Genomic DNA, 12,129 nt, shown 5'->3' with positions numbered 1-12,129 from the left:
CCGGCAGTATGCGTCTGTGGCTGCGCACGTGAGCCACAGAACGGGCTCTAGTGGGGTCGGGTGGATCACGACGGGAACCGCGACCTCGCCGACCTCGCCCGGCGCCACGACCACGGCACCGGTACCACGGTCATGGACTGGGAGTACCTGCTGCTCACGGCACGCAGGCGCGGCGGACGTCGCGACGCAGACCACGCAGGCGATCCACGACCGGCTGCACGGACGTGCCCGCCGCGCGCGGGGAGCGGTGGCGACCGCCGGATCGCCGTCACGGCCGGACAGCATCACCTCGAGAAGCCGGTCGCCCCGTTCGCCGCGGTGACCGGCACCGCCGGACCCGGACGCGCAAAGGTGGTCTTCATAACCTGGGCACGATGTGCTGGCATGCACACGCAATCCCTACGGGCACGCCCGTGCCGCCCCGTCAGGTCGTACCGGAGTTCAAGGGAGACCTCATGCGCAAGGCTCTGGCCCTCTTAGGCGCGGTCACGACGGTGTTCGCCGCGACGACCACGGCCGCCGAGGCCACCCCGCCTTTCGTGCTCGCCGACGCACCGTCGGACAAGATCGAGATCGAGCTGGCGACTGTCAACGGATCCGGCTGCAAGAAGAACACCACCGCCGTAGCCGTCGCACCCGACAACACGGCGTTCACCGTCACCTACAGCGAGTACCTCGCCCAGGTGGGCGTCGGTGCGAAGCCCGTCGACTTTCGCAAGAACTGCCAGCTCAGCCTGGTCGTGCACGTCCCGCAGGGGTTCACGTACGCGATCGCCAAGGTCGACTACCGCGGGTTCGCGTACCTGGAGAAGGGCGCCACCGGCATGGAGAAGGCCAACTACTACTTCCAGGGTTCGCAGGAGACGGTGCCCAGGACCCACACCTTCGACGGCCCGTACAACGACAACTGGCAGGCCTCCGACGCCATCGATGTCGCAGAACTGGTCTGGGCCCCCTGCGGCAAGAAGCGCAACTTCAACATCAACACCGAACTGCGGGTCGACAAGGGAACCTCCGACACGGCGACGACGACCAGCTTCATGACCATGGATTCGACCGACGCCAGCGTCAGCACCATCTACCGATTCGCGTGGAAGCAGTGCACCGAGAGCTGATCGCCTGTCACACGCCGCCCGGGCACGCGCGATGAGCGTGCCCGGGCGAAGTCACGGCCGAAGGCGTCTTGGCCGCCGCGGCCGCCGACGCCGACGTGGTGCAGGCGTGGCGGTGACACAAGCGTGCCGCGGAAGGCGGATCTGGCTTGATACGGATTGATGTGCTTGTGGGCAGGCAACCCGTGCGTGAGGCGGCGGCGACCTGACGGTGAAATCCCGTCCACCACCAAGAGAGTTCACCATGCGCACATACCTTGCGCGTCTGGTCACCGTCCTCGGATCCCGCAGCTTCGGACACGGAGGCGCGTGGCGCGGCTGGTCACAGGCTGTCGATTCACCACTTCGCCCGGTCGAAGGGAATAGGGAGTCGCTCCAGAGCTCCGGCCGCCCTCAGCACCCTGTTGGTCTCCAGGACGGTCTCGATGTCCGGCGTCTCCTCACCGTCCCTGGTGAGATCGATGATCAGTCCACCGTGGGCGGTACGGGTGTAGGTGCCAGGTAGTCCATCGGGAACCAGGGCCGCGCGGTTGGCGGAGAGGTAGCCGACCCGGCCGCAGCGGGGGTCAGGGATTTCGAGGTCGAATTCCTCCTCCACCGCATCGTATTCGTCATCGTTGTAGCCCTGGCCCCAATCGATATCCCAGGATTCGGCAAGGGCTCCCAGAATGTTTGCCGAGCGGCGCACCAGCAACACCGACTCGTCCAGTTCACCTGAACGCATGGTGACAGCGCAGGAGTCCGTGACGTACGGCGACGTGCCGCCGGCACTCATATGCACGACCACCTCGGGCATCCCCGGCTTTCCCGACCAAAGGGATGTCGTGTAGCCGATCCGACCGACGTCAGGCTCGGGATTCATCCTCGTGACGTACTCGACGACCGTGGACGCTGAGAGGGAAATGAATGGTGCCGTGGAGTCGTCGTCCGTGGCTTCGCGCCAGCCGCCGAAGGCCGCCGTATCGACATCTTCGAGCGCTTTCAGGAAGTTCACCCAGCGCTCCGCGAGCTGCTGCGGGCCCTCCTCTCGGACTCCCCAGCCGCCGTTGACAACGACATCCAGCACTACCGGTCTCCTTCCAGCCTCGTCAGGGCTTGTCAGGCGTGTGAACCACCTTAACGTTCACATTCCTGTCCCTGAACATCTTCCGTGCCGCCTTGGCCACGTCCGGGCTCGCGAAATGCCATACGACGGGCTTTCCGCGCGCCGCATCGAGCTGCCTCTGCGCCTGGGTCACCCACCTGTTCGTGGCAAGCTTAGTGAGTTTTCCTGACTGCCTGTCGTAGAACATTCCCCCTTCATAGCCCCACTTCGTTTCGATGTAGGTGCCGGACTTGGCGTCCCAGCCGTCGAATTCCACCGGCTTGCCCTTGAGGTCCTTGAGCGGGACCTCGTACTCCTTACCGCGCTTCATCCCGGACACCTGCTCCTGGTACCGCATTCCCATTTCATGGGGATAGGAGTACGTATCGGCCTTCTTGGACTTCCACTTCCCGTCCCCGCCGTCCTTGGAGCCAGCGCGCGGGTTCTTGAGGTCCTTGTACCAGGACGGCTTCGGAAGCTTCTTCAGCCTCTCCTTCTCAGCCTTGCGCTTGGCCGCATTGGCGGCCTTCTCCGCTTCGTCGGCCTCCTTGCCCGCCTGCTTGGCGGCCTTCACCTTCTCCGGGTCCGTGTCCTCGCCGCACTTCTTCCCGGTGAGTAGCCCGACGGGCACCGCGGAGTGCTGCGCCGCCATGACGCCGGTGCCGGTGCCGGGCACCCCCACGCCACCGCCGTACGGGATGCGGGCAGGGCCGCCCACCCCGACCGTGCAGCCCTTGATCCCTGCCTCTTCGGCAGCGTCGTCGGCGTGCTGTCGTGCTTCCTTGGCGGCTTTCTCGGCGCCGTCGACGTCGCCAGCCTTGGCCGCCTTGCGGGCCTTGCTCCCCGCTTCGGTCGCCTTCTTTGTGAGCTCGCCGACTTTGCCGAGTTTCCCGAGCTTGCCCAACTTGCCCAGTTTCCCGAGCTTGCCGACCAGCTTCGCTTCCCCGTATCCGGGGATGAACAGGGAGCCGACGTTCCAGCCGACCGTCCCGATCGCCCGGCCGTACTCGCCCTTGGACCACATGTCGCGGACGTCGTCCCCGACGAACACGTCGTCCAGAACCGTCACGCCCGTCTTCAGGGACGCTCCCGTCCAGTCCCCGATCGCACCCAGGTAGTCACCCTTGGACCACTTGTCGCTCGCGCCTTCGGAGTTCTTCAACCACTCCTCGCCGAGCTGGCTGCCGTAGTCGGCGATGCCGGACCAGGTTTCGGCTTTGAAAAGGTCGACGATGCCGGTGACGTCACCCCAGATGCCGTCGACGACGATTCCCTCGAAGGCGCCTCCCACCTGTTCGGCGCCGCAGGAGAGGAACGCGACGACTCCCGACGTGCAGCTCTCTTCCTCTTCGTTCTCGCCGCCTTCGTCCCCGCCGTTGTCGTCGCCCTCGCCTTGGCCGGGCCAGCCGTCGTCCGGAGCGTCCTCGTCGCCGGGGTCGAAATCGTCGTCATCTCCGGCCTGAGTGGCTGCGCCGTCCCCGTCCCCGTCGCCGTCTGTGTCCGAACCATTGCTTCCGCCGGTCCCTGAGCCACTGCCGGACGCGGACTCGGAACCGCCGTTCCCTGAGCCACCCACGGAAGACGACTCAGAACCGCCGGAGGACGATCCCGAACTCCCGGATCCAGACGCGGATCCGCCGTTCGCGGCGCCGCCGCCCGACGCGGACCCGTCGCCGCCCTGAGTACCGCCCTCGGCACCACCACTCGAGCCACTGGTGCCCTCGGAACTCCCCGAACCGCTGCCGTCCTCCGTACCGCCGGAGCCGGTGGCGCCCCCCGCGTCCGCGCCGTCACCCGCCTCGACGCTCGTGCCGCCGTCCTCGCCGTCCCCGCCGCACTCCGTACCGACGACCTCACAGATTTTCGCGCCGACCGTACGCCCGACCTCCGTCGTGTATCCGGCCGTCACCAGACCCACGATGACCGCGATGACCACGACCAGCAGCCCGATGTACTCCACCGACGTCTGACCGCCGTCACGACGCCACCGGATCATCCGAGCGATGCTGAACGGCCGCCGTTCGACCCGCTCCTGCTCGGGGAGGAGGAACCACTCTCGTGACGCCCGTCGGAACAGCAGCACGATGACGACGACCGGTACCACCAGCTGCGTCAGACCGCGGCCACTGCCGTCGGCCAGCGTCCCCAACGCCCCCACGATCAACCACGCTTGGACAGCCAGCAACCCGCGCCAGATCCACACCCCGCCGGACCAGGCCAGCCGGGTCAGCACGAACCCGGCCACCCCAGGCGCAGCCGCATACAGCAAAAGGCCGACTAGCTCGCCGTCGACTGCATCCACCGATGCCGCCGTGAGCAGCACCCCGACCGCGCCCAGCAGGGTGAGTCCGAACAGGACGCGGACCAGGACCAAGACCGCCGTAAGCGGCCGCGGCATCGGCTGCCTTCCCCCTCCATACGCGGGCGGCACAGCGCCCGTGCCGGACCCTCCGTCCAGCGGCCCAACTCCCGCGTATCCCCCACCTATTGCAGACATGATGTGAACGCTATGGGCAAGCCGTTGGGCGCGTCATGGGCCCCAGGGCCCAAAGCTCCCTGGCCCGAGGTCCCGAGGACGAGAGGCGGCGGAGGCAGGCATGCGACGTGTGGTGCGAGGGTTCTGGGGGCCCCGGGAGGAGTCGGTCGAGGCGCTGGCTGGACGTTGGAAGCTGACCTTGGATCGGCTCGTAGGGCTTCTCCCGGCGTCCGTTCCCGGGTCCGGGGCGGGCGAGGTGTGGACGTGGCGGCATATCCACGCCTCCGGGCCCGCCACCGACCTGCGGCCGGATGAGGCCTCGCTCCTCGTCGCCCTGCGTGCGGCTCAGGCGGCCGACGACTGGTCGGCCGTCACCGGCACTGGGCTCCGACTCGTCACTGCGGGCGAGCCGGGGTGGGAAGTCGAGGTGAGCGGCCTGGCGGGCGGCACCCCGGAGTTCTTGCTCCAGTCGATGGTGATCGCCATCAACTCGCCGGACGACGCCGAGATCCCCGACCTTGAGCTTCTCACCGTCGCCGCCGATGTGTGGGAGCCCGATTTCGGCGACGTGAGCAATGATGACGTGCTCGACGCCCTGGAGGACGATGCCGACTTCGCCGTCGGCGATCCTTCCGTCGGTTGGGTCGGCTACCTGTCCGCAGGGCGCGCGGCCCTGCTGCCGGAGGGCATGACGGCCGCCCGCAAGGAGCTACGCGGTGGCGGCGTACTCCTCGACATTGCGGCACACGGTGACACCGAGGGCGTAGTCCAGGCCTACCTGCGGCTGAGGGAGGCCGGGGCGCTGCAGCCGCTGCCGCGCCCGATGGACCGGACCACGCTGTGACTGCCCGGGCCGGGGAGGCGTTCGAGACCGGTCGGGCCGTGTCCGATGTCGAGGCGCTGCTCGCCGAGCCCGTACCGGCGGCCGGGCCGACGGTTGACGAGGGGGAGCCGGTCACGGGGGAGTGGACCGTGACCAGGGGGAGGGCTTCTTGATTATCCCGCTCTGGGAGAGCGGCAGCCTCACCGGGTTGTACGGGCCCGAGTGGAATGAGACGGTGGCGACCGCCGAGGAACATCTGGCTGATCTCGTACGGGAATTGAACCGCCGGTGGGGTGCCTTATCCGAACTGTTTTCGACAGGGTGGACGGGAGCCACTCGGGCAATGGGGATGGGAACCACGTTGCTCTGTTCGTGGCGGAGTTGGACCGTGGCACAGGTCCGTGAGCGGCAACGAGATTGGGAGCCACCCCTATCCGGTGACATACGACGCTGCCGGGCTGGGCGCCGGAGTGTCTGTGCGAGCGGTCTACGCGCGGACCGATGGCTGGAGTCCCAAGTTCTCCCAGTCCGCACGTCCGATGGGAACGACGCCGACCCCTCCGCCGTTTCCCGACCGTCAACTGTGTTGAGGATGATGGGGGGCCGGCTGTGGCGATGTGGGCCATGTCGTTTCCGGCGTTCGTGTGTCTACTGGTCTTGTTCGCCCTGGTGGAGGGCGCGTGGCGGTGGTTCACGGGGCTGGGCTTGATCCCGTGGCTACGCAGGCGCACGGGGCGGTCGTTGTCGAATACGGCCTTCGATGAATTCACGGCGGTCGTGAACGGAAACAAGGCGGCAGAGCTGGAGCAGCGGCGGGTGGAGCTGCTGCGGCGGGACGACGAGAGCGACGGTGCGCCGCCCCGCTCCAGCATCGACCTGACCAAGGGCACCGCGTTCATCGTGTTGCCACAGGAAGCGGACGGCCCGTGCGCTGACAGGCGCGATGCCCTTGAGTGCCGGCGGTGAAACGCGAACCGGAGGGAACGGGCGCAGAACCGTCCACGCTGTGGGGGCGTATCGCTTGCTTGTGGGCGGCCGCGTTCGCCGGGTTGCACTTCTACTGGGCCGTCGGCGGGGAGGTGGGGCTGAGTATCTCCGCCGGTCCGCTGGCCACCGAGCGCCCGCTGTGGTTCGTCGTAGCCGGTTTGTGGGGTGTGGGTGCGCTCTGCCTCCTCGGCGCCCTGCTGGCATGGCTGCTTGCCCGGTCCAGGCTCCGGGGCGTTCCCGCGCTGCTGGCAAGGTGGCTGGGGTGGGGCGTCAGTGCCCTCCTACTGGCCCGTGGCATCGGTATCGAGGTGCTGCTGCTGACCAACACAACGCACCTGGACACCTCCGTGAGCGTGGGGCAGCGGGCCTGGACGCTGGCCCTCTGGAACCCCTGGTTCATCGCCGGAGGACTGGCCTTCGGCCTCGCCGCCCTTCGGTCCAGCAGGCATACCGACGCAGAACCGCCACCCGCGTCCAGCCGCTAATTGCTCCGCCCTCAACTGGGCTATCAGCCAAGGACATTGGGTCCACGGGCCCACGACCTGACGATGACTTCTCCGTAAGGTGCCCCACAGACCAGGAGAGACCGGGGGAGAGGCATCACGGATGTGTGGGACGGGTGGGGCGCCGTACGGCGGTGTGGCGCATGAGCGCATCCAAGCGCTCCCGTGGGAGCGCGTCTCGGGGGAGGGGCGGGGATGAGCGCCAAGGGGGGCTTAAGGAACGACCAGGGCGCGACTGCCGTGGAATACATCGGCATGATCGTGGTCGTCATCGCGATCATGCTCGCCGTCACCATCGCCGGCATCGGCACGACCATCGGCAAGAAGATCGCCTGCGCCATTTCGTCCGTGGGCGGTGGCAGTTGTTCCACGGACGGTACGGATGGCACGGAGACGGCCGAGGACCCCAACGCCAAGTTCGAGCCCGCCACCTGCCAGACGCACGCCAAGGCCGGGACCGCGGGCGGCAAGGTAAAGGTCTCCTTCCGCGGGCTGGGCGTGGAGTTCGGCGGGGAGTACGGCTTCGAAGAGACCACGATCCAGGCCAAGAAGGACGTCAACAAAGACGGCAAGATCGACAAGAACGACCGGCAGGTGCAGCTCACCTTCACCGACACCGGCTCCGTACAGGGCAAGGTCGAGCCCAAGGCCAAGGTGAAGATCGGCGACGTCGGCAAGGACAAGGTCGAGCTCGGCGCCGGCCTCTCCGTCACCAAGGGCGACACCTGGGTCTTCGACAGTGCCGACGAAGCCAATCAGTTCCGGCACGACATCGAGAGGTTCAAGGCGCTCGACCGCGTGAACGACGCCTCTAACCTCAGCCCGATCGTGGGTGGGACGACGGAGGTCGCGAGCTGGTTCGGCAAGGGGCCCAAGGCCGAGGAGGAACGGCTCCAGGAGCGCCTCAAGAACAAGCTCGGCGAGCGGCACATCACCACCGGGAAGATCTCGGCCCAGGCGAACGCGACAGCAGGTCTCCAGTTCGGGCCGGGGCTGGCAGCCGAACCGGGATCCGGGAACCGGTCCGGGACCAGGCCGGGGGACGGCGACGGCGGCGACGGGGACTCCGGGGACGGGGACGGCACCATCGAGCCTCCGGGCGTCAAGGGTGAGGTGGGGGTCAACATCTCCCTGTCAGGGGACGTGACCTGGACGAAGAACGACATCGACGGCACCAAGTCCTACACGTACTCGGCCACCGCGAAGGGCGGTGCCTACGCCAAGGGCGAGGCCGGTCCGGTGCAGGCAGGTGGGGAGGCCGCCGGCTCGCGGACCGGCGCGTACACCATCACCACGGACCAGAAGACCGGTGAGCTGAGGTCGATCACCATGACGCAGACCACCGAGACGTCGCTCGAAGGCAGTGCCGGTCTCAAGGACGGCCCCGACAAGGGCAAGGGTTCGGGCACGGGAAAGGGCAGGAGCAGCGATATCGATGTGGTGACCAATACCATCTCGTTCGATCCGGGTACGGTCTCGAAGGCCGAGGCCGACAGGATCAAGCGGCAGCTTTTCGCGGGCGGTGGCGCCCTGAAGGCTTTCGAGTACATGTTCACCAAGCCGCCGGTGCCGACCACGGATCCCGGCGCCTCCGACCCCTTCGGACATCTTCTTTACGAGAAGGGGGTGTCCAGCAAGACCAGCTTCTCGAACGTCACCGACGCCAGTGAGGTCGGGCTCGACATCAACCTGGGAGTGGCCGGTATCGGCGGCTCCGTGACGTCGTCGTCCAGTGAAAAGAATTTGGAGAAGGCCGAGTTCCTCGGTGCCCCCAAGAACGGAAGGCGTGCGTATGTGCCGTTCAGCTACTGTGCGAACTGACCAGGACCCTCGAGGAGTCGAGATCATGAAGCGCCCCGCTCGCCGTACGCCGATGCTGGCCGCCGTGCTCCTGGCTGGCGCTGCACTGCTCATCGGCTGCGGGGGCGCGGACTCCGACTCCGTCTCCTCCGCCGCCCCCGAGGGGTGGAAGACCCTCGAAGGGCCGACTGTGTCCCTCGCGTACCCCAAGGGGTTCACCGAGCAGAGCGACGCGGAGCGCAGCGAGCAGAACGACGCCGTCGCCACCCTCAAGGAGGGCGGTCGGTACGTGGCGCTGATCTCGATTCAGAGCGGTTTCACCGAGGTCAAGGACGCGGAAGAGGCAGCCATTGCGATCGAGGCCTCCCTACAAGCGACCACGGAGCTGAAGGACACCGTGGACGTGACCGTCAAGGGCACGGACGCGGCGAAGCGGGTCAACTTCAGCTACGAGTCCACGGGCGAGAACCAGACCCCGCAGCGCGGAACGACCGTGGAGGGTTCGGCCATCACGGGCGTCGACTCCAGCGGCAAGATCTTCTCGGTCCGTATCGACGCGCAGCAGGGCAAGCTGAGCTCGGCGGACCAGAAGCAGATCATCGACACCATCCGCGTCAAGTAGCCTCCGGGCGCCGGCAGGGGAGGACCCAACCATGTCCCACTTGCAAGGCCAGGGTGCGTTCGCCCACGGCGGCGGCGCGGCAGAACGGCCCCGTTTCCTGCACCTGATGTTGCCCTGGGCCGTGGGGATCGTCGTCATCCTGCTGGGGCAGGTCGCCGTGACCTTGCTGGTCTGGGACGTCATCGCGGACCGTGACCCGCGGTTCATGGTCTCGGCGAGCCGCACCATCCTGCTGGTGCATGTCCCGACCGCCATATGTTTCGCTCTAGGCACCTGGGCCGCGGCCGGGGTCCACCGCGAGCCCTCCCGTGACTCGCTGCTTCGCCACCTCGCCGCATCGCTTATCCCCGCCGTCGGAATCCAGCTCACGGTCTTCCTTTCGCAAGGAGACTCGCTCACCTTGATGAGCTTCGCGCTCCAGCTGGGGGTCCTGCTCGCGGGCTGTGCCCTGGGCTTCTTCGCTGACCGACTGTGGAGCGGCAGGTCCTGATGGATACCGCGCTCTTGATCATGATGCTGCCGCTGCCGGTGCTCGCCATCTTCACGGTGGTCTACGCGCGCCAGCTCCGCAGCAAACTGCGTACCGCGCGGGCCGGGCTCGTCGCCACCGGGCACTGCGTCCGGGTCTACTTCACGCAGTCCGGCCCCGGGGTCTCCAACTACGGTCCGCCGAAGCGGAATTACGTCTTCGGGTTCACCACGCAGAGTGGGCAGTGGGTCGAGTTCGAGGAGGCGGTGGCGCACCAGGAGGAAGGCGCGCCCGTGCAGGTGCGCTACCAGCGCGACGACCCGCGGGGGACCGCAACGGTCTCTGGTAGCCATGGCTCGTCGATCGTCTTCGATGTCATCGCCGTCGTCGGATTCGGCTTCTTCACGCTGCTGCTGGCCGTCGGTCTTTTGCTGGCTCTGACGTAGAGAGGCCGCAGGGGCCGCAGCAGTCCCTGGTCAGCGGACCCCAGGTTCAGCCCAACCTCCAGCCCGACCTCCTACCGGACTGGGCGGTCGCCCGGATCACGTTCAAGGAGGCCCTGGATAGCCCTACCCGATCTCGACGCGTGAGCCGGGGCGGAGGCCCCATTGCTCCATCGCCCCTGCTTCTGCCTCGAGTACGTGCCGCGATCGGAGCCGGGGCAGGCCGAGACGGCCGGGCCGCATGGTGCGTAGGGCGATGACCTGCAAGTCGCGGTCCAGGTAAGCGACATCGATCGCGAACCGCATCCGGAAGGTGTGCACACTGCCTGCCGGGGTGAGCATGAGCGCGCCTTCGACGCCGTCGCGGCCCAGCAGTCCGCGTGTGCGGGCCCGGTACGATGCCGCGATCTCCAAGGGGATGACGGTGTCGGTGCCCGCGATGCACAGTTCCGCCCTGCCGTCCTGCCAGCGAGCCATGCCGCATCCCTTTCGGTTCGGTAGTTCCCCCGACGCGTTCTACCAGACGTGGTGCGACGTGCCAGCCGCATTGCACACAAACTGCCGGTAGCGGCGCAGAGTTGGGGAGGGCTGCAGTCAACCGTCGACGCTGCGCGAGGTGGGTCCGGTCTTGGGCCCCTGGGCCCATGACCGGTGCGCGCGGCGTCCGTAGGGTCGAGGGGTGCTGCTGTTGCTGATCGTCCTCGCGGCCGGGTACGGGGGCGTCGCCGGGCTGCTCGTGCCACGCGCCGCGTACCGGCTGGCCGTGGAGCCGGAGGAGCCATGGCGCGTCGCGTGCCCCGGTGGACATGTGCTGAGTGGTCCTGCGCGCGGCTGGCTCGGCCTTGCACGATGCGCCGCATGCGCGGCCGGGGCGTCGGCCACTACCGCCGTACCTACCGCTTCGGCCACCACTGCCGTGCCGACCGCCTCGGCCGACCGGGTGCCCGAGACCGACGCTCGCCTCGATGACTATGCGGGGGCTGTCGGGGGCCCCGAGAGCTGTGCCGCGGGCGTCACCCCGTCACCGGCCCCCCGCGCCCGCGTCCGGTCCTCAGGCTGGTACGGCCCCTGGTCCGTGCCCACTTCGCTCGGCGCCGCCCTGGCGTGTGCCGCGCTCGCTGCGGCCGCGGGCGCGCGGCCCGAGTTGGCGGTCTGGCTGCTGCTCGTACCCTTCTTCGTCGTCCTCACGCTCGTCGACGGCGCCGTGCACCGGCTGCCCGACGTCCTCACCCTCCCCCTCCTCGCCGCGGCAGCCGCCCTGCTGGGCGCCGCGGCACTGCTGCCGGGGCACGCGGGCTCCTGGACACGCGCGCTGCTGGGCGGACTCGCGCTCGGCGGGGCGTACCTCGTGCTGTTCCTGGTCCACCCGAGCGGTATGGGCTTCGGTGACGTCAAGCTGGCGCTCACCCTGGGAGTGGTTCTCGGGTGGTACGGCTGGCCGGTGCTCTTCGCGGGTGCCTTCGCCGGGTTCCTGCTCGGCGCGCTCTACGGCATGGGGCTGGTGCTGACCAGACGCGGGGATCGGAAGACGGCCCTGCCCTTCGGTCCGTTCATGGTGTTCGGGGCGCTTCTCGGTGTGCTGCTGGGTGGACTCGGTGCCGCGTGAAGTGCACGAGTTTTCTCCGCTTTCATCGACGGCCCGTCCTATAGCTCGGACGACGGCGCCAGAGCCGGAGTGCCGCAGCGGTGACGGTGCTGTGGAAGACGTAGGCTCCCTTTGTCGTACCTGGTCGCCATGGCGCGGAACCCTTGAGCGCGTTGATGGTCCGCTCGACTTCGTTCCTGCGGGCGTATCGCGCCCCGCTTCGCG

13 protein-coding genes are annotated in these 12,129 nt (G+C 68.0%); 10 read left to right on the top strand and 3 right to left on the bottom strand.

Going from position 1 to position 12,129, the window contains the following annotated elements; translation table 11 throughout:
- Positions 1 to 455 precede the first annotated feature (455 nt).
- A complete protein-coding gene (locus ACTWQI_RS25025; RefSeq protein WP_443273943.1) occupies positions 456 to 1,115 on the top strand; it encodes a DUF4360 domain-containing protein in 660 nt (219 codons plus the stop codon).
- Between the two features lie 334 nt (positions 1,116 to 1,449).
- On the opposite strand, the gene ACTWQI_RS25020 is transcribed toward ACTWQI_RS25025, so the two are convergent.
- Together ACTWQI_RS25020 and ACTWQI_RS25015 are read right to left on the bottom strand one after the other, a co-directional pair.
- A complete protein-coding gene (locus tag ACTWQI_RS25020) occupies positions 1,450 to 2,178 on the bottom strand; it encodes an Imm52 family immunity protein (RefSeq protein ID WP_443273941.1) in 729 nt (242 codons plus the stop codon).
- Positions 2,179 to 2,200: 22 nt separating this feature from the next.
- Positions 2,201 to 4,594: a Tox-REase-5 domain-containing protein gene (locus tag ACTWQI_RS25015; protein WP_443273940.1), complete on the bottom strand. Its 2,394-nt coding sequence runs from the start codon at positions 4,592 to 4,594 to the stop codon at positions 2,201 to 2,203.
- A 199-nt stretch (positions 4,595 to 4,793) separates the two neighbouring features.
- Here ACTWQI_RS25015 and ACTWQI_RS25010 point away from each other — a divergent pair, with 199 nt between their 5' ends.
- The 8 genes from ACTWQI_RS25010 (at position 4,794) to ACTWQI_RS24975 (ending at position 10,322) form a co-directional block, all read left to right on the top strand.
- Complete coding sequence (locus tag ACTWQI_RS25010; RefSeq protein WP_443273939.1) at positions 4,794 to 5,516, top strand: hypothetical protein; 723 nt, start codon at positions 4,794 to 4,796, stop codon at positions 5,514 to 5,516.
- Positions 5,513 to 5,668: a hypothetical protein gene (locus ACTWQI_RS25005; RefSeq protein ID WP_443273937.1), complete on the top strand. Its 156-nt coding sequence runs from the start codon at positions 5,513 to 5,515 to the stop codon at positions 5,666 to 5,668. Before ACTWQI_RS25010 ends, ACTWQI_RS25005 begins: the two co-directional genes overlap by 4 nt.
- A 442-nt stretch (positions 5,669 to 6,110) precedes the next feature.
- On the top strand, positions 6,111 to 6,461 hold the full coding sequence (locus ACTWQI_RS25000) for a DUF6191 domain-containing protein (protein ID WP_443274002.1): 351 nt from the start codon (positions 6,111 to 6,113) through the stop codon (positions 6,459 to 6,461).
- Entirely contained in the window at positions 6,458 to 6,967 is a 510-nt protein-coding gene (locus ACTWQI_RS24995; protein ID WP_443273935.1) for a DUF3995 domain-containing protein, read from the top strand. Before ACTWQI_RS25000 ends, ACTWQI_RS24995 begins: the two co-directional genes overlap by 4 nt.
- Positions 6,968 to 7,180: 213 nt before the next feature.
- Complete coding sequence (locus ACTWQI_RS24990; RefSeq protein WP_443273934.1) at positions 7,181 to 8,806, top strand: Flp family type IVb pilin; 1,626 nt, start codon at positions 7,181 to 7,183, stop codon at positions 8,804 to 8,806.
- 25 nt (positions 8,807 to 8,831) lie between these two features.
- On the top strand, positions 8,832 to 9,407 hold the full coding sequence (locus ACTWQI_RS24985; protein WP_443273932.1) for a hypothetical protein: 576 nt from the start codon (positions 8,832 to 8,834) through the stop codon (positions 9,405 to 9,407).
- A gap of 31 nt (positions 9,408 to 9,438) precedes the next feature.
- Entirely contained in the window at positions 9,439 to 9,897 is a 459-nt protein-coding gene (locus ACTWQI_RS24980; protein ID WP_443273930.1) for a hypothetical protein, read from the top strand.
- Positions 9,897 to 10,322 (top strand): hypothetical protein, encoded by a 426-nt coding sequence (locus ACTWQI_RS24975; protein WP_443273928.1) that lies wholly within the window; start codon positions 9,897 to 9,899, stop codon positions 10,320 to 10,322. The genes ACTWQI_RS24980 and ACTWQI_RS24975 overlap by 1 nt, the downstream gene beginning before the upstream one ends.
- 123 nt (positions 10,323 to 10,445) lie before the next feature.
- Here ACTWQI_RS24975 and ACTWQI_RS24970 read toward each other — a convergent pair whose 3' ends face one another.
- The gene (locus ACTWQI_RS24970) at positions 10,446 to 10,796 is read right to left on the bottom strand and encodes a DUF192 domain-containing protein (protein WP_443273926.1); all 351 of its coding nucleotides are present in this window, start codon (positions 10,794 to 10,796) and stop codon (positions 10,446 to 10,448) included.
- Between the two features lie 202 nt (positions 10,797 to 10,998).
- Between ACTWQI_RS24970 and ACTWQI_RS24965 the strand changes: the two genes are divergently transcribed.
- Complete coding sequence (locus tag ACTWQI_RS24965; protein WP_443273924.1) at positions 10,999 to 11,925, top strand: prepilin peptidase; 927 nt, start codon at positions 10,999 to 11,001, stop codon at positions 11,923 to 11,925.
- The last annotated feature ends 204 nt before the right edge of the window (positions 11,926 to 12,129 follow it).

The sequence above is a fragment of the Streptomyces sp. KR80 genome (genome assembly GCF_052245555.1).
GTDB lineage: Bacteria > Actinomycetota > Actinomycetes > Streptomycetales > Streptomycetaceae > Streptomyces.
The sequence above is the reverse complement of the archived record's forward strand: the minus strand, read 5'-3'. Positions and strand labels throughout refer to the sequence as shown.

Bases quoted from the DNA above. Each gene is read 5' to 3' on its own strand.
- ACTWQI_RS24985 (WP_443273932.1), top strand. From the start codon at position 8,832: ATGAAGCGCCCCGCTCGCCGTACGCCGATGCTGGCCGCCGTGCTCCTG.
- ACTWQI_RS24990 (WP_443273934.1), top strand. From the start codon at position 7,181: ATGAGCGCCAAGGGGGGCTTAAGGAACGACCAGGGCGCGACTGCCGTG.
- ACTWQI_RS24975 (WP_443273928.1), top strand. From the start codon at position 9,897: ATGGATACCGCGCTCTTGATCATGATGCTGCCGCTGCCGGTGCTCGCC.
- ACTWQI_RS25000 (WP_443274002.1), top strand. From the start codon at position 6,111: ATGTGGGCCATGTCGTTTCCGGCGTTCGTGTGTCTACTGGTCTTGTTC.
- ACTWQI_RS25015 (WP_443273940.1), bottom strand. From the start codon at position 4,594: ATGCCGCGGCCGCTTACGGCGGTCTTGGTCCTGGTCCGCGTCCTGTTC.
- ACTWQI_RS24970 (WP_443273926.1), bottom strand. From the start codon at position 10,796: ATGGCTCGCTGGCAGGACGGCAGGGCGGAACTGTGCATCGCGGGCACC.
- ACTWQI_RS25010 (WP_443273939.1), top strand. From the start codon at position 4,794: ATGCGACGTGTGGTGCGAGGGTTCTGGGGGCCCCGGGAGGAGTCGGTC.
- ACTWQI_RS25025 (WP_443273943.1), top strand. From the start codon at position 456: ATGCGCAAGGCTCTGGCCCTCTTAGGCGCGGTCACGACGGTGTTCGCC.
- ACTWQI_RS24980 (WP_443273930.1), top strand. From the start codon at position 9,439: ATGTCCCACTTGCAAGGCCAGGGTGCGTTCGCCCACGGCGGCGGCGCG.